Consider the following 21,495-nt stretch of genomic DNA (forward strand, 5'->3'; position numbering starts at 1 on the left):
TGTTCTGTAAGGTAGTGTTGGTTGGTGTGGGAGATTTCTAACTCGGTCGTTTCTCTTTTTGGGAGTGACGATTGAGATGTAACAAGTAAGCTATTGTGTTGATTAGGAAGGTGGTCAACACACCTCAATCAAAACTACCGTCATCTCCTAAAGCGACGAAGGAGCGTAATAGGAGATCTGCTCTTGTGCTGCATTCAATAAAAAAGGTTGATGCTTTCACATCAACCTTCTGATCTTTTTACTAAGAACGACTAACCAAGCTCACAGTCTTTAGGACGCAACTGAAACTCATCAATTGAGCCAATCTCCACACCTGCTGACAACTTCTCTTCTTCATTATGAGCGTTGCCGTGGGCATGCATAATCAGACGATTCGCTGTACGAGGTTTAAGTTGGCTAACCACAAAGCGCATCATGTCTGAGCGAGTCAGACCTTTGAGCTCTTCTAACACGCGATCCCTCTGATTGAATTCCAAATCCTTATTGCCTATCGCAACCCATAAGCGTTGAGCACGACCACGCAAGGTGGTATCTGGCGTTGAAATTTGATTCCAAAGACCGCGTTTACTGCTGTGCCATTGATAGTCGTTAAGCTCTAGCAATACCATGTAAAAGGCATTGAGGAACTCGTCTATGGAAGCCAACAGATCTGCTGGGGCTGCATTAGGCGATTGCACATACAACACAATACCTGGGTGTCGGTTCAATGGCATATTACCAGTGCCGACCATATAGCCTAGCTGCTGCTTAGTACGAATCTCGTGGAAGAAAGTGGCTGACATCAAGTGGTTGGCCAATGAATACAGTGCAATATTTGTAGGTGATATATCTGAACATTGGTAGTAAACCACAATGGCTGAGTCATCTTGATTACAGACCACTTCGCGTTGGAAACTACCGTTATCACCCAGCATGATTAAAGGGCGCAGTGACTCTTCGTAAGCCTGATCTTGAACACGCAGGGCATCTTTTAGCGTTTCAGCCATCTTGTTCGCATCGGCTTTTTTCCAGTCACCATACACAAACATTTCGACATGCAGTTCGGCCAAAATAGCTTGAACAAAAGAAGAAAGCTCGTCGACTTCTATTGTTTCCAGCGCTTCAATTAAAACGGAATAGGGCGGGTTGTTTGGCTGTAAGATTCCCGTCATCGCATTGAACAGCTGAGAAATAGGACGGTCTTGCGATGCGTTATTCCAGTTTCTGAGCAATTGATGCTTAATCGTTTCGAATCGTGTTGAACTAAAGTCGCGTGCTTGGAAACGTTCAAGAATCATATTGAGCAGCTGTGGCTGTTTCTCGCTAAATCCAGATAGAGTAAGTGTGACACCACCTTGATGGGTATACATGTTGTAGCCCATGCCAGCAATCTCAGCTTGATATGTATCTTTTTCAAGCGAGTCTAAGAACATCTCTACACACAAGCGTGTTTTAACGATGTTTCTCGGGGTGGCAACTGAGTGTGGGCTATCTATAGCGATATACACCACACCTTTTGGAACTCGAAATTGATGGTCTTGGAGGTGCCATAACTTAAAGCCGTCCAGCTCTTCTAACAGTTGTGGGTGCTTAGCGTCACCTTCGAGCTCTGCAGGGTCTAAGTCGTAGCAAATAAATGGGTTTTTGCTTGGGAGCTCAAACTGCCAGCCGGGGTTAATGCATGTAAAGCATTGAACTTGCTCAGCGCTAAATGGTGTGAGCGAATAGGGCGTAAAGTACCATTTCGCTTCTCTGTCATATTCGAACCCTTGAGCAACAATGGTGACCCGCATGTTGTCGACGGTTAAGTAAGGAAGCAGAGAACGTTGTAACTCTTCGTCGAAATGCGACATTTTGTAATCGCCATACACTACATCTTGCTCTTGGTAATGCTGCATGTTGATAACGAGATGGCTGACGACATCAAGTGGTCTTGAGGGCTCTTGAAAGCGGAAGGCTGATTCCAAAACAGCCCGTTTTTCGAGGTAACGCCACTCTTCAATACCTTGTTGTTCAATCAACTTAACGTACTGGAACACCGCTTGGATGATGTTATCGGTTTTGGTTAAGCCTTCGATGGTTAATGAGCAACTGACTGTGAAATCACGATAGTTACTGCCACTTGCGCCGCCACCTGCGGAGAGAGAAGTAATCCAGCCTTTCTCTTTGAGTTGCATCATCAAACTGCCTTCGCCTTCGTAACCTATAAGGTGTGCAAAGAACGATAATGGTTTAATACCGTAGTGTTCATCCATACTTGGCATTGGGAAGGTTAAGATAAGTTTGCGTACTTCTTTGATCGGCTCAACACGGACTTGAACGCCAGTACTTAACTCGCCAATAATGGGTACGTTAACCTTCTTGCCTTGTAGGTTGTGATTGGTAATCGAGCTAAAGCGATCCTCAACCCAGCTTTGCATTTCATCCAGTGATTGATTACCAGACAGCGTCAGTGTCATTAAGTCAGCAGAGTACTGCTGCTGGTGGAAAGCCAAGATCTCTTGTCGAATCGTCTCGCCGTTTCGGTCACCCAACGTATCGATATTACCGACAGAAAACTTCGAGAATGGGTGATTGTTATTCACTAGCTCTTTGGTCACTTGGTACAAGCGTCGCGAGTCGTCGTTGAGTTTCATTTTATACTCTGAATCAACGGCTTGGCGTTCTTTGTCTAAGGCTTCTTCGTTGAACAGGGGGGCAGTAAAAAATTGGCTGAAGCGATCGAGTGCATTTTCAAAGGCATTCAATTCAACATCAAAAAAGAAGCAGGTGTGTTCGGTTCCTGTCCAAGCGTTGTTGCTACCGCCATGCTGGCTGATAAAACTTTGGAACTCTCCGACCTTTGGATACTTTTCAGTTCCCAAAAATAGCATATGCTCTAAGTAGTGAGCTAAACCCTCTCGGTCTGTAGGGTCATCAAAATGCCCGACATTAACGGCGAGTGCGGCTGCAGCTTTTTGAGCGTTCTGATCGTGAACTAACAGTACTCTCAACCCGTTATCTAATGTTACGTAACGGTATTGATGTTCATCATTAGGGCTTAAATGCACAGATGCATCTCCAGAGAAGGTGGTTTTTAAATTATGTACGCGATGATTTCAGGTGCAAACCTCGCGATCATATTTTGGGATATGAAGTGCTTTTTGGCGACTTCTAAATCACTTTTATCGATTTTTATCAGTGATTTATTTTCTTTTAATAAGATTGTTAAGAAAGTCGAACTCTTTAGCAAGTGACTTGATATAATTATTTATATAGACTGCGGTTTCTCTAGTTTGAGAGCCAAACGCTAAGTAGCGTATCGCTGATATGGGATATATCGACTTTCGAAATGTTACGTAGACAGGACTGAACATGAAAATATTCATAATGCGCCACGGTGAAGCAGAACATTTTGCTAACTCGGATGCAGAACGTGCGTTAACGAAGCGCGGTAAAATGGCGTCTCTTGCGGTAGCTCAAGCTGCAAATGAGCAAGGGTTTAGCCAGTTCGATAAAGTGCTTGTGAGCCCATACTTAAGGGCACAAGAAACGTGGTTAGAAATCTCTCAAGCGTTTTCTGGAAAGAAAGTAGAAACCTGTGATGATATTACGCCTTACGGAATGTCCGACGATGTGTTTGATTTGACCATAGCAATGGCTGAAGTAGAAAAGCTAGAGACCATTTTATTTGTTTCTCATTTACCTCTAGTGGGCTATTTAACGGCTGAATTTGCGACGGGCATGGCGCCACCTATGTTCCCAACCTCAGGGCTCGCGTGTATTGAATTCGACCTTGAAAAACAAAAAGGCGAGTTGCTTTGGAACATTAATCCATAGCTGAGACCGTTTTCTCAAGATAAATTTAAGGGCACCTCATGATTATTGAGATGCCCTTTATTGTTTCTAACGGATTATTTCGACCAAACGACAAGGTGCTGGACGTACTTTTTAGAATAAAGAGCAAGTCGATGGCTATTTATCTGGGATAGCAAGTAAAACCAGTAGCGCCCCATGGCCACCGAACTCTAAAGGTGCTTGGTGAAAAGCCATCACATCTGGGTGCTGTGCTAACCACAAAGGCACTTTCTGTTTAAGGATGTGTTTACCAATGCCGTGCTGTACACAGGCACAAGCTACGCTCTCTTTCACGCAGTGCGCAATCATCGCGCCAAGTTCACGTTTGGCTTCCTGTTGAGTCATACCGTGCATATCAAGATACACATCCGGTACATAGACACCACGACGTAAGCGCTTCACCTCATATTTAGAGACATCATCGCGCGCATAACGTGTCGGCCCCTCTTCGCTAAGATGCGGAATGAACTCATCCGAGAAATAAAACTCGCTATCACTGGCTTGTCTTGCCGTTCGAGTAATTTCTTTTTGCTTGGCATTTCTTTTTGGCTGCTGGACTATGGTATCCTGTTGCAACTTTTTAACGCCCTTTACTGCATCGTTGAATAGGGCGAAATCGTCATCGAAGTCGGTGTCTTTTTTGCTCATCAGGTTATGAATTCTAATTAGAAACGTAATTAGCAGTATTGTAGCGCTTTTCGGAGACAATTTTGGATAAGATTTTTGTAGAAGAAGCGGTATCAGAACTACACACGCTTCAAGATGTGATTCGTTGGACTGTTAGTCGCTTTAACGCAGCGGGCCTATTTTATGGTCACGGCACTGATAACGCGTGGGATGAGGCGGTACAACTAATTTTACCTACTCTTTATCTACCGATTGATGTTCCTTCGCATGTGATGAACTCTCGTCTAACAAGTAGCGAACGTCTGCGTATTGTTGAGCGCGTAATCAAGCGTATCAATGAGCGTACACCAACGGCTTACTTAACCAATAAAGCTTGGTTCTGTGGCCTTGAGTTCTTCGTTGATGAGCGCGTTCTTGTGCCTCGCTCTCCAATTGGTGAGCTGATCGAAGCTCAATTCCAACCTTGGTTAATTGAAGAGCCAACTCGCATCATGGATATGTGTACGGGTAGTGGTTGTATTGCTATTGCTTGTGCTCATGCATTCCCTGACGCAGAAGTAGATGCGATTGATATCTCTACAGACGCACTGCAAGTTGCAGAGCAGAACGTTCAAGATCACGGCATGGAGCAGCAAGTGTTCCCAATCCGTTCAGATCTTTTCCGTGACTTGCCAAAAGAGAAATACAACCTGATCGTATCTAACCCACCTTACGTGGACGAAGAAGATATGAACAGCCTGCCAGATGAGTTTACTCACGAGCCAGAACTTGGCCTAGCAGCGGGTACAGACGGTCTGAAATTGGTTCGTCGTATCTTAGCTAACGCACCTGACTACCTAACTGACGACGGTATTCTTATCTGTGAAGTGGGCAACTCAATGGTTCACATGATGGATCAGTACCCAGAGATTCCATTCACTTGGATTGAATTCTCTAACGGTGGTCATGGCGTATTCATGATCACTCGTGAGCAGCTTGTTGCTTGCGCGGATGAGTTCTCTATCTACAAAGACTAGGTTACTGTTACTGTTACTGTTAGTCGTTAGCTTAGGGATTTAGCTTAGAGATTAGGCTGGAAACTTAAGGTTAGAACCTGATAAGACGTTCTATTTGAAACGTTTGAATTTAAACGCCATGCAGTAATGCATGGCGTTTTTTATTGCCAAAATTTAATGGATAAGTAAGCAACACAGAGTGAACGTGCTCAATATTTAGTTGCTTAATATGAATAGCTATCACATATTGGTGCTCAATATTTAGTCGTTTTAGTGAGTTAAGGAGAATTCGCGATGACCTTTGATACATGGATTTATTATTTGCTAGCGGTGTTGATCTTAACGGCATCACCAGGGCCAAGCTCTTTGTTGTGCATGACTAAGGGTGTGCAATCTGGCTTTAAGTTATCGATATTTACCGCCTTGGGTAGCGTGACTGCCATTACCGGAATCCTTACGTTATCTTTTACCGGTTTAGGGGTGATCATTGCTTCGTCAGAAGTGGTGTTTAATATCATTAAGTGGACGGGGGCTGCTTACCTTATTTATCTCGGTTGGAAGTCGTTACGATCGAGTCAGCAAGATTACGACAAGTTATCGAATCAACAAGCAGGCTCTCAACCTGTTAAAGAAAGCGCTGCACAGCATTATGTCAGTGGCTTTATTGTTGGTGCGAGTAACCCAAAAGCTATCCTGTTTTTTACCGCACTTTTTCCTCAGTTTATTGACCCATCGATAGCGCTATTTCCTCAATTTTTGGTGTTCGCTTTGACCTTCGTTGTGATGGAATTGTCTTGGTTACTGGTTTATGCCTACCTAGGTGCGAAATCATCAAATTGGTTGTTTGCTAAAGGTAGAGCCAAGGTTTTTAATCTTGTGACTGGTGGTGTCTTTATCGGTGCAGGGGCGCTGCTTTCTACTACAAGCCGAGCGTAATTTTCAATTTATCAAAGGCCTGAATAGTTACAGAAAATTATTCAGGCTGTAATAAAAGGTTAATATTAATGTGCTTGCTGATATCGGCATAAAGTCGATATATTGGTGTTACACCATCACATTCTCAGGAGAGATATATGCAGCATCAAGAAATGATTCAACACAGTAATTTTGGCGTAATCAGTCGTACTTGGATTTTCTCTACCCTTTCTCTTCTGGGTATTCTTGCTCTAATGTAGTCAGCTTCATGGCTCTATATTTTCAGTTTTATTATGAATATACTTTTCAAAAAGTCTTCAAAGTTAGAACTCTTACACTCGTAAATGTGGCTCTTCTCATCAGGCTAGCCACTTAACCTTTTCTTAGCTGTACCTTCCTCTCAGTAACCTTTTCTCTGAATAATCTCTTTGTCTGATTAGCCCCCTTTATCTCAATAGACTCACTGCATAACCTGATCTGAAGTTGTTATCAAACTGTGATAATCTTAAGTCATCTTTTATCTACAGTGTATCTCTCATGTCTGTCTGGGATTCTATTTCATTTAACAATCGATTTACTGCATTACCTCGACTGTTCTATACCCCAATTCAACCTACACCGTTAAACAATGTCCAATGGCTCGCATGGAACCATAACCTTGCGAATGAACTAGGCTTTCCGTCATTTGAATGCACTTCCGAGGAGTTGCTTGAGACGTTATCAGGCAATGTTGAACCTGAGCAATTTTCGCCAGTAGCAATGAAATACGCAGGCCACCAGTTTGGCTCTTATAACCCTGATTTAGGTGATGGAAGAGGGCTGTTATTAGCTCAAGTTGTCGCGAAAAGTGGTGAAACGTTCGACTTACACCTTAAAGGTGCGGGTAAAACTCCCTATTCTCGTATGGGCGATGGTCGTGCTGTTATTCGATCAACGGTTCGTGAGTATCTATGTAGCGAAGCGATGGCGGGGCTTAATATCCCAACTACTCGCGCATTGGCGATGATGACTAGCGACACACCCGTTTATCGAGAGAAGCAAGAGTGGGGCGCATTGCTGGTGCGTGCTGCTGAGTCACACATCCGTTTCGGTCACTTTGAACATCTGTTTTATACCAATCAGTTGGCAGAACATAAATTATTGGCCGATAAAGTCATCGAATGGCACTTCCCGGAATGCCTCGATGACGACAAACCCTACGCTGCTATGTTTAATCAGATTGTTGATCGCACTGCGGAAATGGTCGCGCTGTGGCAAGCGAATGGTTTTGCTCATGGGGTGATGAACACCGATAACATGTCGATCATAGGGCAAACCTTCGATTATGGCCCGTTCGCCTTCTTAGATGAATATGACCCTCGCTTGATCTGTAATCACTCCGACTATCAAGGTCGTTATGCCTTTAATCAGCAGCCTAGAATTGGATTATGGAATTTGTCGGCACTGGCTCATTCTCTTTCGCCGCTGGTGGATAAAGCCGATTTAGAGGTCGCGTTAGAACAGTACGAACCACAAATGAACGGTTATTTCAGTCAGCTGATGCGCCGTAAGTTAGGATTGCTTTCGAAACACGAAGGTGACAGTCGCTTGTTTGAATCTATGTTCGAGCTGATGTCGCAAAACAAAGTCGATTACCCAAGATTCTTTAGAACGCTATCGAACCTAGATACATTGCTGCCGCAAGACGTGATTGATTTGGTTATCGACCGCGAGGCCGCAAAGCTATGGGTGGATAACTACTTGCAACGCTGTGAATTGGAAGAGAGTTCAGTGGCCGAGCGCTGTGAAAAGATGCGACAAGTAAACCCGAAATACATCCTCAGAAACTACCTAGCCCAGCTTGCGATAGATAAAGCTGAGCGCGGTGATAGCAGCGATATTGATGCACTAATGGTGGTGCTGGCAGACCCTTATGCGGAACATCCTGACTACGAACATCTTGCTGCCTTGCCGCCTGAGTGGGGCAAAGCCATGGAAATCAGCTGTTCCTCTTAACCCTCTATGATTCTTTGAGTCGCTAAGTACAGGTAGAGGTCACTAAGATGTGATCTTTATCTGTTTGTTCGTCTAACTTTACAAACATGTCAATAATCAAATAATCGGCCAGCCTATACACTATGTGAATAAGTTGTAAATTTAATAGGTTTGGGCGATGCCAACAAATACTCGAATTCTCGTGGTGGATGATGATCAAGAAATCTGCGAGCTGCTGGAAGAGTACCTCACAAAATCAGGTTTCGATGTCTCTTCTGTGGGAGACGGTGTTGAATTAGAAAACCACCTGCAAAACCAAGGTTATCCCGACCTGATTCTGCTCGATGTGATGCTCCCCGGTGACGACGGTTTTACCTTGTGTCAGCGAGTACGAAAGCAATCCAATGTGCCTATCATTATGCTGACAGCGGTATCGGATGAAACCGATCAGATTATCGGCTTAGAAATTGGTGCAGATGATTACATCGCGAAGCCGTTTAGTCCTCGTCAGTTAATGGCTCGAATCAAAGCGCTATTACGCCGTGTACAAGTGGTGGACGACAAGCCAAGTGATGCATTGCCAAAGCAGATTATTTTTGGTGATTGGACGCTCGATACGCTCGCGCACCGAATCTATCACAACGAAAACTCAGAAGAGATGGACTTGTCGGGCAGTGACTTTTCTTTGTTGATGTTGTTCTTAACTCGTCCTAACGAAGTTCTCGACCGTGACACCATCTCTTTCGCTACCAGAGGCCGTGAAGCGCTGCCTTTTGAACGTGGCATTGACGTACAGCTTAGCCGCCTGAGAAGCCGATTGGGCGACAGTGGTAAATATCCTCACTACATCAAAACCATGCGCGGTAATGGCTACATTCTTGCTGTGCCGGTTCAGTATGAACATTGATAATCAAGTGCTGTTAATGAACACCTTGCCAATGAAGTATTTCCTATGAACTGGTTGAGTCGATTAAAACCAAACTCTTTGGTCGCAAGAACCTTATTGTTGACGTTGTTAGCCGTTGTGATTGCTCAAGGCATCGCAACGTCTATATGGTATAGCGAATCAAAACACAAAGAGCTGGAAGGAATTCGTTCTGCCTCGTCGAGCATGGCGAACATGTTTGCTTCAACGGTGACTTTTTTCCAATCTCTACCCGTTAAATATCGTCATATCGTGCTGGATCAAATACGGAATATGGGCGGTACGCGCTTCTTCGTTTCTTTCAATAAAGAGGCTTTGATTGTCGAACCGATCCCCGATACCCGTTTAAAAACAGCCTCGATTGAAGCGATAGAAAGTGTTTTGAGTAGCAAACTCAATAAAGTGGCGTCAGTGCGGGTAGATTTTTCTCGACCTGAACACCTTCGCTTGCTTAAAAACGACATCTACTTAAGCGATCTCCCGCGATCTTGGGCACATCATACTTTAACGTTAGAACCGCTGAATCCACCCATTCTGGTTGTACAAATCGAATTGACCAGTCACGAATGGGTATACATTGCGGCATTGTTGCCTGCTCCATATGTGAAACTCGACGATACGATTCTTGGCAGAGAGCAGGTGATCTTCTTAGTTTCTTCAACGCTTATTCTGCTGGTTCTAACTTACTTGATGATTCGTCGCCAAGTGCGTCCTCTGAAAAAGTTAGCAAGGGCGGCCAATGAGATGAGTATGGATATTCAGCAGCCTCCGCTAAACGAAGAAGGGGCGACTGAACTGGTCACCGCAACCCGAGCCTTTAATCGCATGCAGCAACGGATTCGTCGCTATGTTGCCGACCGAGAGCACCTTTTCTCTGCGATCTCCCATGACTTAAAGACACCAATAACACGTCTAAGATTGCGTGCAGAGTTGTTGGATAGTGAAGTAAAGAAAGACAAATTCAATAAAGATCTCGATGAGCTCGAGATGATGGTCAAAGGTGCTTTGCAAGCGGTAAGAGACACCGATCTACACGAGAATAATGCCATTATTGACCTCAACGAAATGGTACTTTCTGTTATTGAATCTCATAACCAGTATCAGACAAAAGTTGAGTTTGAGCCGGTCGTCATTGAGCCACTGGTCGCGAAACCACTGGCGATTAAGCGTGTACTGACCAACTTAATTGACAACGCGGTTAAGTATGGTTCATCAGCTGTCGTGGAAGTTAGTGGTGATGAGCTTTGGGTTGTCGTGACTATTCAAGACCGTGGGAATGGCATTCCTGAAGACAAGTTAGAGATGGTTTTTGAACCCTATTTTAGGCTAGCAACGGATGATCAAGGACACGGACTTGGCCTCGGGATCTGCCGAAATATCCTGCACGGACACGGTGGAGATCTCATTATTCGCAACTCCTCTCAAGGTGGCTTGGAAGTCAAAGTCTATATCCCAACAGGCTTAGAGGTGTAGTGTAACAATCTTGTTACATTGGGCTTACCTTTTGTTTCAATCTTACCAGTCAGAATAAGTAGACTCTTTAATGAACCGGACGTCGAGTCCGCTAAACATGGAAGATAATAATGAAAATCAATAAAACCCTACTTACTCTATCTCTTCTTGCTGCCTCAACATTTTCTCAAGCTGGTGAAGTGGAAGTGCTCCACTGGTGGACTGCCGGTGGCGAAGCGAAATCCGCTGCCGTACTGAAAGAGATGATTGAACAACAAGGCCATACTTGGAAAGACTTCGCAGTTGCTGGTGGCGGCGGTGAAAGTGCGATGACTGTTTTGAAAACGCGAGCAGTATCGGGCAATCCACCTTCTGCAGCGCAGATTAAAGGTCATGATATTCAGGAGTGGGGTGGTTTAGGTTTTCTAACGTCTCTCGATGCGACTGCTAAACAAGAACAATGGGATGAACTACTTCCAGAAGTAGTGACTAAAGTGATGAAGTGGGATGGTGAATATGTGGCAGTTCCTGTCAACGTTCACCGTGTTAACTGGCTTTGGGCAAACCCTGTTGTTTTAGAAAAATCGGGTGTGACAGTTCCAACGACATTAGATGAGTTCTTTGTTGCTGCAGACAAGATTAAAGCGGCTGGCTTCATTCCACTGGCTCACGGTGGTCAACCTTGGCAAGATGCGACCGTATTCGAAGCCGTAGCACTTGATGTATTAGGCAGTGAAGATTACAACAAAGCGTTCGTTGATCTTGATATGGACGTGTTATCTGGTGACAAAATGGTGGAAGTGTTCACCAAGTTCAAAAAGATGCGTGATTACATCGACAGCAACTCTCCTGGTCGTGATTGGAATGTAGCAACCTCAATGGTTATCAATGGTGAAGCAGCGATGCAGATCATGGGTGACTGGGCGAAAGGTGAATTTACTGCGGCAGGCAAAGTGCCGGGTAAAGATTACATCTGTGCACCAGCTCCAGGTACTGACGGCCAATTTACCTTCAATATCGATAGCTTTGCGTTCTTCGAGTTAAGTGACAAAGAGAACCAAAAAGCGCAGCAAGACCTAGCAAAAACCATTCTTACCAAGGATTTCCAAGAAGTCTTCAACCTTAACAAAGGTTCTATCCCTGTACGTCTAGATATGGACATGTCTAAATTCGACCAATGTGCGTTGGATTCAATGGCTACCTTCAAAGCGAGTGCTGAATCGGGCGATCTTGTTCCGAGTATGGCTCACGGCCTAGCGACAACAAGCTATGCTCAAGGCGCTATCTATGACGTAGTGACCAACTTCTTCAACGAGAAAGATGCCGATCCTAAACAAGCGGCAGCTAAGTTAGCAAAAGCAGTGAAAGCGGCTATCTAATCTAACTTGATAAGTGACACACAACGCACGTGAGTGACGGGCTGTGTTGCTTTATCGAACCCCCAGGGTGGGTAGGCTCGTAGGGAGCCTATCTGCTCTTCACTCCCAATTCTGATATGCGTGATGCTGATGTGGTGCCGAAAGGTAAGCCATTGGCTCGATTGTGCAACAAGGATAAGTTATGGAGCATGTTTTGACTGAGTCGACTCCAAAACCCACAAGGAGCCAGCCTGCACCGAAACCGAGTTTTGCTGACAGGTTGCAACATTGGTTACCTAAAATTGTACTGGCGCCGACTGCGTTAGTGACCGTGGTGTGTATCTACGGCTATATATTTTGGACGGCAGCGCTGTCGTTCACCAACTCTCGATTTCTACCTAGCTTTAACTTCGTTGGTTTAACCCAATATGAAAAGCTGATGGATAACGATCGCTGGATCACCTCAATTACCAACCTCGGTGTGTTTGGTTTTCTATTCATGGCGATTGCCATCTTGCTTGGTGTTGGTTTAGCGGTATTGCTTGACCAGAATATCCGTCAAGAAGGGGCGATTCGTACCATCTATCTCTACCCAATGGCGTTGTCATTCATTGTGACGGGTACGGCGTGGAAATGGATTCTTAATCCGGGTCTTGGCATTGAAAAACTGATGCAAGATTGGGGATTTACTGACTTCAAATTTGATTGGCTAGTCGACTCCGAAATGTCGGTGTATACCTTGGTTATCGCGGCACTTTGGCAGTCTTCAGGGTTTGTGATGGCGATGTTCTTAGCAGGTCTGCGTGGCATCGATTCTTCAATCATTAAAGCGGCGCAAATTGATGGGGCAAGCTTACCTACCATCTATCTCAAAATCATTCTGCCTTGTTTGCGCCCAGTGGTCTTCAGTGCGGTGATCATTACGTCGCACATTGCGATTAAGAGCTTCGACCTTGTGACCGCAATGACGGCAGGTGGCCCCGGTTATTCATCGGATCTTCCTGCGCTATTTATGTACGCACACTCCTTTACTCGCGGACAAATTGGCCTTGGTGCTGCCAGTGCCATGATGATGCTTGCCGGTATCTTAGCGATTCTCGTGCCTTATCTTTACTCTGAACTTAGGGAGAAAAAGTCATGATGAATAACATCAATTTTGCTCGAATCTTTATTTATTCAGCACTGCTTTTCTTCTGCTTGGTGTATTTGATGCCATTGTTCGTCATGGCGCTGACGTCATTCAAAACCTTGCCAGACATAAAGGCAGGTAACTTGATGAGCTTACCGAAAGAGTGGGTGTTTGACGCTTGGTATAAAGCGTGGGACACCGCTTGTACGGGCGTGAAATGTGAAGGCATCAAAGGTTACTTCTGGAACTCTTTCCAAATGGTGATTCCTGCGGTTGCGATTTCAACATTACTCGGTGCATTCAATGGTTATGTCGTGACGAAATGGCAATTTAGAGGTTCAAACCTGTTCTTTAGCTTGTTGTTGTTTGGCTGCTTTATTCCATTCCAAGTGGTGTTGCTTCCAATGGCAACCATGTTAGGAAAAATGGGTTTGGCGAACACAACTATCGGCTTGGTGATTGTGCACGTTATCTACGGCATGGCGTTTACTACTCTGTTTTTCCGTAACTTCTACATCTCGATTCCTGATGAATTGATCAAAGCGGCAAAACTGGATGGCGCAGGCTTCTTTACCATTTTCTTTAAGATCTTATTACCGATCTCGACACCAATCATCATGGTGACGGTGATCTGGCAGTTCACCGCGATTTGGAATGACTTCTTGTTCGGAGTGGTCTATTCCGGCTCAGAGACTCAGCCGATCACCGTGGCATTAAACAACCTAGTCAACACCAGCACAGGCGTTAAAGAATATAACGTCGACATGGCTGCCGCGATCATCGCTGCACTGCCAACGCTGTTGGTGTATGTCTTCGCAGGAAAATATTTTGTTCGTGGCCTAACGGCAGGATCAGTAAAAGGATAATTACCCATGGCAACATTAGATTTAAAACAGATCCGTAAAACCTATCGCAACGCGGACAACGAAACGTTAAAGGGCATCGACATCAGTATCGATTCGGGGGAATTTTTGATACTTGTCGGCCCTTCGGGGTGTGGAAAGTCCACCCTAATGAACACCATTGCTGGGCTCGAAAATATTAGTTCGGGTGAAATCGTGATTGATGGTGTTGACGTGGCTCAGGTTGAACCTAAAGACCGCGACATTGCGATGGTATTCCAGTCTTACGCGCTTTATCCCAATATGACGGTACGCGGCAATATCGCTTTCGGTTTGAAGATTCGTAAGATGCCGCAACAAGAGATCGATGCAGAGGTAAACCGAGTAGCGGAAATGCTGCAAATCGAACAGTTGTTGGATCGTAAACCGTCGCAGCTTTCTGGTGGTCAGCGTCAACGTGTCGCGATGGGACGTGCTCTAGCTCGTCGTCCTAAGCTGTATCTGTTTGATGAGCCGCTTTCCAACTTGGATGCCAAGCTGCGTGTTGAAATGCGCCATCAGATTAAACGTCTCCACCAGAAGCTGAATACCACAATTGTTTATGTAACCCATGATCAGATCGAAGCTATGACTCTTGCGGATCGCATCGCAGTAATGAAAGACGGTGAACTGCAGCAGCTAGGTACGCCACAAGAGATCTATACCAAACCCAACAATATGTTCGTAGCGGGCTTTATGGGCTCACCATCAATGAACTTCATTAAAACCATGGTGGACTTGGATGAGGACCAGAATCCGATCATCAAAGTAACTGGCACGGCGGAGCAAGAACACCACATTCGATTGCCTCAGAGTATGCGTGACCAAGATGGCAAAGAGTTGGTGATTGGGTTGCGTCCAGAACACATCACTGAGCAGGAAGGCGATGATGTTTCAGCTTCCACCAAGCTAGACTTGCAACTAGAAGTATTGGAACCAACTGGGCCAGATACGATCGCGATGGTTAAAGTGAATGACCAAGAGGTCGCGTGTCGTTTGTCGCCAGAATTCGAAGTGACGGTTGGGCAAATGGCACCGCTGCATTTTGACTTATCAAAGGCGGTATTCTTCGATGCTCAAACCGAAGCGAGAATCGACTTCTAACTTCTAGTTGCTGAGTTAGTTTAACAATCAAAGTTCATGTCTAAATCAAAGGCAGTATCACCAACTACTAATAAGTAACGTGATGCTGCCTTTTTCGTTGTCTATACTTGCTTTTTATCCCTTATAAAAACAGAGGGATAAACGATATATATGCTTCTACTGCAATAATATCGTGATTTAGTATCCCTTAGCTCTATAAAGCTGACGTAGAAACGCGTAGGATCACACTACTTTAGACCAGAAACTAGGCTGCACCTTGGTGCATAAACAGAAGAATACATGAAACTAACAGCAAAACCAGCGGCGAATAACGCTTTACTTATTTCTATTACGACACCGGATTTTAAAGGTGACGAAGCAAAAGAGTCTCTTGCCGAACTTGCTCGCTTAGTGACAACCCTAGGGTTTAAAGTCGTCGGTACGCAATCGCAACACCACAGTTCATCTCAAAGACAGAATGTGTTGGGTGCAGGTAAGCTCGCCGAAATTGCACATCTAACTGGTTACCAAGGCTCTATTGAAGAAGCTGAAGATGAAGACTTTCTTGATGAGTCGGGTTTGTTTGATTCTGAAATCGATGAGCTAGATTTTGATGATCTTCCAACGGGCAATTTCCAATACGGTGCCGCTGATGTTGTGGTATTTGACTGTGATTTAAGTCCATCTCAAATGCGTACTGTTGAGGCGAGTTTGGGTGTGGAAGTATTTGACCGTACTGGCATCATCATTGAAATCTTTAGCCGCCACGCTCGTACTCGTACTGCTCGTCTGCAAGTTGATATCGCTCGTTTAAACTACTTAGTGCCACGTCTTCGCGAAACGGCTGAGGGCGATAAAGAGCGTCAAATGGGTCAGGGCGCCGGTGAAACTTCACTAGAGCTAGACCGTCGTAACGTACGTGACCAAATTGCTGCGCTTAAGCGTGAGCTAGTAAGCGTACAAGATGAAATGAAGACCCGACGCACAAGGCGCGCGGAGCTTTTCACTGTTGCTTTAGTTGGCTACACCAATGCCGGTAAGTCTTCGATGATGCGTGCAATGACCGCAACCGAAGTGGTGGGTGAAGATAAACTGTTCGCAACGCTAGATACGACGGTTCGTGCGCTTCAGCCGATTACTCAACCGCGTATTCTGGTTTCAGATACCGTTGGTTTCATCAAGAAATTGCCACACGATCTGGTTGCATCATTCCACTCAACGCTAGCAGAAGCGCACGATGCTTCATTGTTGCTTTATGTGGTTGATGCTTCTGATGTTTCATTCCGCGCACAACTTGATGTGGTACACGACGTATTAGCTCAAGTGGGTGTAGAAGGCAGCGAAAAACTATTAGTTCTGAATAAGTGCGATAGATTGACTGAAGAACAGCAATTAGAGCTGATCGAAGAATTCCCAGATGCGATGCTAACGTCGACTCGGGATCCTCTGGATATCACGAAACTGCACAAGTACATCGTTGGTGTTGCTGAAGAAGGCATGATCGAAGAAGAGATCACCATCCCTTATTCAGGACAAGGCATCATCGGAGAGATTCGCTCAAACATGAGTGTGGTTAAAGAAGAGTACGATTACGAGTGCATTAAGTTGACTGTTCGCTCTAGTGAAATTGACTTAGCTCGACTGAAAAAGCGTATGCAGAATTCTTAATCTTTTATAGCGTTTAGACACAAGTTAAAATACCAAAAAAGAGAGCCTAGGCTCTCTTTTTTATTGAATCGTGATAAGCGCAGCTCGAGCTCTGCTTATCGGTCTTCTTCTGGAAGTTTGACGTTCAGCTCTAATACTGAGATATCGTCATCTTTGTGTTCGAAAGTCAGATCAACCATTGATGGATCGACGTCAACGTACTTCGCGATACACTTCAAGATGTCTTCTTTTAGTTGCGGCAGATAAGACGGCGCTGGGTCGTCATGGCTGCGTCGCTCGGCAACAATGATCTGCAAACGCTCTTTAGCTAGGTTTGCGGTTGTCTTTTTTTGTGGTCTAAAAAACTCTAGTAATGACATTGCGAATTAGCCCCCGAACAGTCTTTTGAAGATGCCTTTCTTCTGTTCCGTTAAGAAACGGAAGTCCACTTGGCTACCCAGTAGTCGTTCTACAGTATCATTGTAAGCCATACCTGCATCGGTTGCTTCGTCAAAAATAACTGGAACACCTTTGTTCGATGCGTTCAGTACTGCTTGGCTCTCTGGGATGACACCCAGTAGAGAGATGTGAAGAATCTCTTCAACGTCTTCAACACTTAGCATCTCACCTTGAGTTACACGTGCTGGGTTGTAGCGAGTCAGTAAAAGGTGCGTTTTCACTGGTTCTAAGCCATCTTCTGAACGACGAGACTTAGAATCAAGAATACCGAGAATACGGTCTGAATCGCGTACAGAAGAAACTTCTGGGTTAGTCGTAACAATCGCTTCATCAGCAAAGTAAAGCGCCATCAGAGCGCCTTGTTCGATACCTGCAGGAGAATCACAGATGATGAAATCAAAGCCCATTTCATCTAGTTCATCAAATACACGACGAACACCATCTTTTGTTAGTGCATCCTTATCACGAGTTTGAGAAGCCGGAAGAATGAATAGATTCTCTGTGCGCTTGTCTTTGATCATCGCTTGGTTCAGTGTCGCTTCGCCATTGATAACGTTAACGAAGTCGTACACAACACGACGCTCACAACCCATGATTAAATCTAGGTTACGCAGACCGATATCAAAGTCGATAACTGCGGTTTTCTTCCCTTTTAAAGCTAAGCCTGAGGCAATAGCTGCACTGGAGGTCGTTTTGCCTACCCCGCCTTTACCTGACGTTACAACGATAATGCGTGCCATTTAGTTTTCCTTTTTATTTCTCTTATATTGCGAGGACATCAACGTGTAATACATCGTTTGCCATACTGAACATGGTTTTCTTCTGCCAGTACTCGCTTTCAATTTGATCGCTGAGCCAGTAATTTCCAGCAATGGAAACCAGCTCGGCTTGTAAATCATTACAAATTATTTTTGCTTCAGTTTGACCACTCGCGCCTGCAATCGCACGACCGCGTAAAGTACCATGGATATGGATGCTGCCATCGGCTATGACTTCTGCGCCAGCACTCACATGGCTGAGGATCAATAGATCGCCATCTTTTGCATACACTTGCTGACCAGAACGAATAGGCGTTCTCACCACTTTTATCGGAGCCATCTTCGCTGGAGCTTGAGAAGGAGATTTACTGGCTGTCATCACTGCAAAACCAGCTTCTTTCGCTAGGTTCTGCATACGTTTATCCGAACAACCAGCCACACCTACTGGGATCATGCCCGCTTGAGATATACCCTCTTTCAGTTGCAAAAAATCGATATCACCCGCGACTTTTCTAATATTGATAACAACAGGCGCAGCAGCGAAAAAAGTGGGAGCTTGGTTTACTTTTTCTTGAAGAAAAGACACCGCATTTTCGACTTGATCATCGGATAAGTGCAAAACAGATAGCGTAAAACTGCTACCTTTTAGCTCTGGATTACTAGACATCGAAAACTACAGGACCTCAATAGCGGATTGGTACAATTTCTTTATCAATAAAATAAAGGGCGTTGCCTGAAACTTGGTTTATCATGTTATATTCCCAAACCAAGCACAGCAAGTAATCTTGTTGTCAAATGAACGTTTTGTTCCCAATATTTCCCTTAACATAAACTATTGATCTCGTAAGTGAGAGTTTTGTAGTCATAAACAATAAAAAGGTTTGTCATGCTGTGTTCTATATATAAAAGTTCAAAGAAAGAAGGAACATACCTTTATATCCCTAAGAAGGATGATTTCTCACAAGTTCCTGACGCATTGATGCAAATGTTTGGTAAACCTAGTTTTGTAATGGTAATTAAAATGGATGGCCGTAAACTGGCGCAAGTGAACATCGATAAAGTGAGAGAATCACTGAACACCGATGGTTTCTTTTTGCAGGTTCCGCCACCACCGGTTAATGAACTTGAACTTCATAAAGAGCGTAAAGCTCAGCAAAACGTTCAAGACGAAGAGTGATAGCTACCTTAATTCAGGGAGGAGTGATCGTTGAGTAAATTTTCGAAAACCATATTGGCTGTGTCGGCCTTACTATTGGGTAATAGCCTGACGATTGGTTCAGTTCAGGCTGAAGAGCTGAGCTTTGAGCAATATGTAGAGAAACTAAAGCAACAAGGCCGTGCAGAAGGCATCTCTGAAACGATCATTGATCAGGCCTTTGATGGTGTGACGTTTAAGCCAAGAGCGGTGAAAGCCGATAAGAATCAACCTGAGAAAAAACTGACTCTGGATGAATACATTCCACGCGCGGTTCCAGATTGGAAAGTGAAGCAGGCGAGATCGCTCTATAAGAAGCATTATTCTGCGTTGAAGCGCATTGGTGATGAATATGGTGTTCAACCAAGATTCATTGTCGCGCTATGGGGTGTTGAGAGTAACTTTGGTAAGTTCACGGGTAACTACAGTGTTATTGATGCTCTCACGACTATGGCCTATGAAGGACGTAGAGAAGCCTTCTTCCGTAGCGAAGCGATGGCGGCGTTGAAGATTCTTGATCAAGGCCATATTGCACCACAAGAGATGAAAGGATCCTGGGCTGGTGCGATGGGGCAGCCTCAGTTTATGCCAAGCTCATTCTTAGCTTATGCCGCTGACGGTAACGGCGACGGCAAGAAAGATATTTGGGGTACTGAAGAGGATGTATTTGCTTCAGCGGCGAATTATCTCAGCCAATCGGGTTGGGATGACAAATATACTTGGGGCCGTCAGGTTCACGTACCGTCGACTGTGTCTATTGAAATGCAAGGCCGAGGCGAAGACAAAGCGAAATACTTAAAAGAGTGGTCTGAACTCGGTATTAAGCGCTTTGACGATCGCCCACTACCAACGCTTGATGAAGATATTAAAGCTTGGCTAATTATGCCAGACGATGAAACTGGCCGTTCTTACCTCATTTACAACAACTACAATGTGTTAATGAAGTGGAATCGTTCTTACTACTTTGCTTTAGCAGTAAGCCACCTAGCGGACAGAGTTAAGTTTGATTAATCGACCTAATTTGATTAATGGCCTTAATTTGGTTATTCGAGCTAATTTGGTTAACAGATTTAGGTCGCTTTGAATAGCATTTGGCCTACCATAGGCAGAACGAACTAAAGGACTCTTCGGAGTCCTTTTTCTTTTATATTTCAGAGATTTTTAAAGGTGGCCTTGTGCTAACAGATAGAGCCGCACAGATGGTGATATTCCATGCGTTAATCAAGCATGAAGGCTTTACCAGTGCAGCAAAAAGTTTGAATGTGTCGGTGTCTCACATCAGTAAGCAAGTTGCTTTGCTCGAGGATTCGATAGGTATCAAGCTGGTGCAAAGAACCACACGCAGCCTGACACTAACTGAAGCAGGGGAAGTGTTCTATCAGCATTGTGAGCAGCTGTTCAATACGGTGAAAGCGGCTCAAATGGATATGGATAGCCAGCGTGACGACATTTCTGGAATATTCCGCATAGGCTTGTCTCAGTCATTTGGCACACTGCATATCATTCCAGCGATTGATCAGCTCAGACAGCTCTATCCGCAGCTGAGAATTGAAGTGCATTTGTTCGATTACAAAGTGGATATGATTGAGGAGCGCTTGGATCTTTGGATCACCAATAATGAAGACCTGCCAGAAGGTTATATTGCGCAGCGTTTAGCCGACAGCCAATTTGTGGTAGCCGCATCACCGGATTATCTGATTAAAGCTGGTACTCCTCATGTGCCATCTGATCTGATTGACCATAACTGTCTTATCTATCGCAGCCGTGAACGAGACTACACGTCATGGGCGTTTGATAACGGGCAAGAAAACCTCAGTGTCAAAGTGGCGGGCGATTACTCGGTGGATTTGGCTGAGGCGGTACGAGACGCAGCTGTATCTGGATGGGGTGTTGCTTATTTGGCGACTTATTTAGTCAAAGAGGAGTTTAGAACAGGCAAGTTAATCCAAGTATTACCAGAATGGAGAGCCAGTCAGTTGATGCCATTCTATGCCGTCTATCCGAGTCGAAAGAACATGCCAAAGAAGCTTTCAGCAGTGATTGAGTTCATCAAACAGCATGTTGGTTCGCCGACGTATTGGGACAAAAACCTCAAAACTTGCGTTGAGCTGCATCGTTAATTGTTTCCTAATTCATAAATATAATTTCCATATGGAAAAAGTATGCTTTTTGAACAAGTTAATCCATTAAAATTCAATGCTTTAATTTAATCTTGGGCAAGTTGCTGATAATCCCAACATCACATTAACAACCGCACCTTGCCGCAAACGATTTCCTCTAT

19 protein-coding genes are annotated in these 21,495 nt (G+C 44.6%); 14 read left to right on the plus strand and 5 right to left on the minus strand.

Features of this window, described 5'->3' with window-relative positions; genetic code table 11:
- Positions 1-251: 251 nt before the first annotated feature.
- On the minus strand, positions 252-3,029 hold the full coding sequence (locus tag AB6C75_RS04210) for an insulinase family protein (RefSeq protein WP_372043858.1): 2,778 nt from the start codon (positions 3,027-3,029) through the stop codon (positions 252-254).
- Between the two features lie 304 nt (positions 3,030-3,333).
- Here AB6C75_RS04210 and sixA point away from each other — a divergent pair, with 304 nt between their 5' ends.
- A complete protein-coding gene (gene sixA / locus AB6C75_RS04215) occupies positions 3,334-3,798 on the plus strand; it encodes a phosphohistidine phosphatase SixA (protein ID WP_012603460.1) in 465 nt (154 codons plus the stop codon).
- A 135-nt stretch (positions 3,799-3,933) separates the two neighbouring features.
- Here the strand turns inward: sixA and smrB are convergent, their stop codons facing one another.
- Positions 3,934-4,464 carry an endonuclease SmrB gene (gene smrB, locus AB6C75_RS04220; protein WP_009848510.1) on the minus strand — a complete coding sequence of 177 codons (531 nt, stop codon included), beginning with the start codon at positions 4,462-4,464 and terminating at the stop codon, positions 3,934-3,936.
- A gap of 62 nt (positions 4,465-4,526) precedes the next feature.
- Here smrB and prmB point away from each other — a divergent pair, with 62 nt between their 5' ends.
- The 10 genes from prmB (at position 4,527) to hflX (ending at position 16,823) form a co-directional block, all read left to right on the plus strand.
- Positions 4,527-5,459, plus strand: a complete 933-nt coding sequence (gene prmB / locus AB6C75_RS04225) for a 50S ribosomal protein L3 N(5)-glutamine methyltransferase (protein WP_009848509.1) — start codon at positions 4,527-4,529, stop codon at positions 5,457-5,459.
- Positions 5,460-5,732: 273 nt separating this feature from the next.
- The gene (locus tag AB6C75_RS04230; protein ID WP_012603462.1) at positions 5,733-6,374 is read left to right on the plus strand and encodes a LysE family translocator; all 642 of its coding nucleotides are present in this window, start codon (positions 5,733-5,735) and stop codon (positions 6,372-6,374) included.
- 516 nt (positions 6,375-6,890) lie between these two features.
- Entirely contained in the window at positions 6,891-8,348 is a 1,458-nt protein-coding gene (locus AB6C75_RS04235; protein ID WP_371707230.1) for a protein adenylyltransferase SelO, read from the plus strand.
- A gap of 157 nt (positions 8,349-8,505) precedes the next feature.
- Positions 8,506-9,234, plus strand: a complete 729-nt coding sequence (locus tag AB6C75_RS04240) for a response regulator (protein ID WP_009848506.1) — start codon at positions 8,506-8,508, stop codon at positions 9,232-9,234.
- 45 nt (positions 9,235-9,279) lie between these two features.
- The gene (locus AB6C75_RS04245; RefSeq protein ID WP_372107021.1) at positions 9,280-10,725 is read left to right on the plus strand and encodes an ATP-binding protein; all 1,446 of its coding nucleotides are present in this window, start codon (positions 9,280-9,282) and stop codon (positions 10,723-10,725) included.
- A gap of 110 nt (positions 10,726-10,835) precedes the next feature.
- Complete coding sequence (locus tag AB6C75_RS04250; protein WP_012603467.1) at positions 10,836-12,083, plus strand: ABC transporter substrate-binding protein; 1,248 nt, start codon at positions 10,836-10,838, stop codon at positions 12,081-12,083.
- Positions 12,084-12,264: 181 nt separating this feature from the next.
- Positions 12,265-13,203 (plus strand): carbohydrate ABC transporter permease, encoded by a 939-nt coding sequence (locus AB6C75_RS04255; RefSeq protein ID WP_009848503.1) that lies wholly within the window; start codon positions 12,265-12,267, stop codon positions 13,201-13,203.
- Entirely contained in the window at positions 13,200-14,057 is an 858-nt protein-coding gene (locus tag AB6C75_RS04260) for a carbohydrate ABC transporter permease (RefSeq protein WP_009848502.1), read from the plus strand. Before AB6C75_RS04255 ends, AB6C75_RS04260 begins: the two co-directional genes overlap by 4 nt.
- Before the next feature lie 6 nt (positions 14,058-14,063).
- Positions 14,064-15,176, plus strand: a complete 1,113-nt coding sequence (locus AB6C75_RS04265) for an ABC transporter ATP-binding protein (RefSeq protein ID WP_372107024.1) — start codon at positions 14,064-14,066, stop codon at positions 15,174-15,176.
- 279 nt (positions 15,177-15,455) lie between these two features.
- Positions 15,456-16,823 carry a GTPase HflX gene (hflX, locus tag AB6C75_RS04270; protein WP_012603471.1) on the plus strand — a complete coding sequence of 456 codons (1,368 nt, stop codon included), beginning with the start codon at positions 15,456-15,458 and terminating at the stop codon, positions 16,821-16,823.
- A 95-nt stretch (positions 16,824-16,918) separates the two neighbouring features.
- Here hflX and minE read toward each other — a convergent pair whose 3' ends face one another.
- The 3 genes from minE to minC are packed head-to-tail and all read right to left on the minus strand — an operon-like array spanning position 16,919 to position 18,686.
- Complete coding sequence (minE, locus tag AB6C75_RS04275) at positions 16,919-17,182, minus strand: cell division topological specificity factor MinE (RefSeq protein ID WP_009848499.1); 264 nt, start codon at positions 17,180-17,182, stop codon at positions 16,919-16,921.
- Between the two features lie 6 nt (positions 17,183-17,188).
- Positions 17,189-18,001, minus strand: coding sequence for a septum site-determining protein MinD (gene minD, locus AB6C75_RS04280; protein ID WP_009848498.1), 813 nt, complete (start codon positions 17,999-18,001; stop codon positions 17,189-17,191).
- A gap of 22 nt (positions 18,002-18,023) precedes the next feature.
- Positions 18,024-18,686 carry a septum site-determining protein MinC gene (gene minC / locus AB6C75_RS04285; RefSeq protein ID WP_372107026.1) on the minus strand — a complete coding sequence of 221 codons (663 nt, stop codon included), beginning with the start codon at positions 18,684-18,686 and terminating at the stop codon, positions 18,024-18,026.
- 219 nt (positions 18,687-18,905) lie between these two features.
- Here minC and AB6C75_RS04290 point away from each other — a divergent pair, with 219 nt between their 5' ends.
- The 3 genes from AB6C75_RS04290 to AB6C75_RS04300 all read left to right on the plus strand — a co-directional run bounded on the left by AB6C75_RS04290 (position 18,906) and on the right by AB6C75_RS04300 (position 21,334).
- Complete coding sequence (locus tag AB6C75_RS04290) at positions 18,906-19,196, plus strand: YcgL domain-containing protein (RefSeq protein ID WP_009848496.1); 291 nt, start codon at positions 18,906-18,908, stop codon at positions 19,194-19,196.
- Positions 19,197-19,226: 30 nt separating this feature from the next.
- On the plus strand, positions 19,227-20,225 hold the full coding sequence (locus AB6C75_RS04295) for a lytic transglycosylase domain-containing protein (protein ID WP_372107028.1): 999 nt from the start codon (positions 19,227-19,229) through the stop codon (positions 20,223-20,225).
- A gap of 188 nt (positions 20,226-20,413) precedes the next feature.
- Entirely contained in the window at positions 20,414-21,334 is a 921-nt protein-coding gene (locus AB6C75_RS04300) for a LysR family transcriptional regulator (protein ID WP_009848494.1), read from the plus strand.
- Positions 21,335-21,495 lie beyond the last annotated feature (161 nt).

The organism is Vibrio sp. 10N.237.312.B06, from assembly GCF_041464685.1.
In the GTDB taxonomy this organism is placed as follows: Bacteria; Pseudomonadota; Gammaproteobacteria; order Enterobacterales; family Vibrionaceae; genus Vibrio; species Vibrio tasmaniensis_A.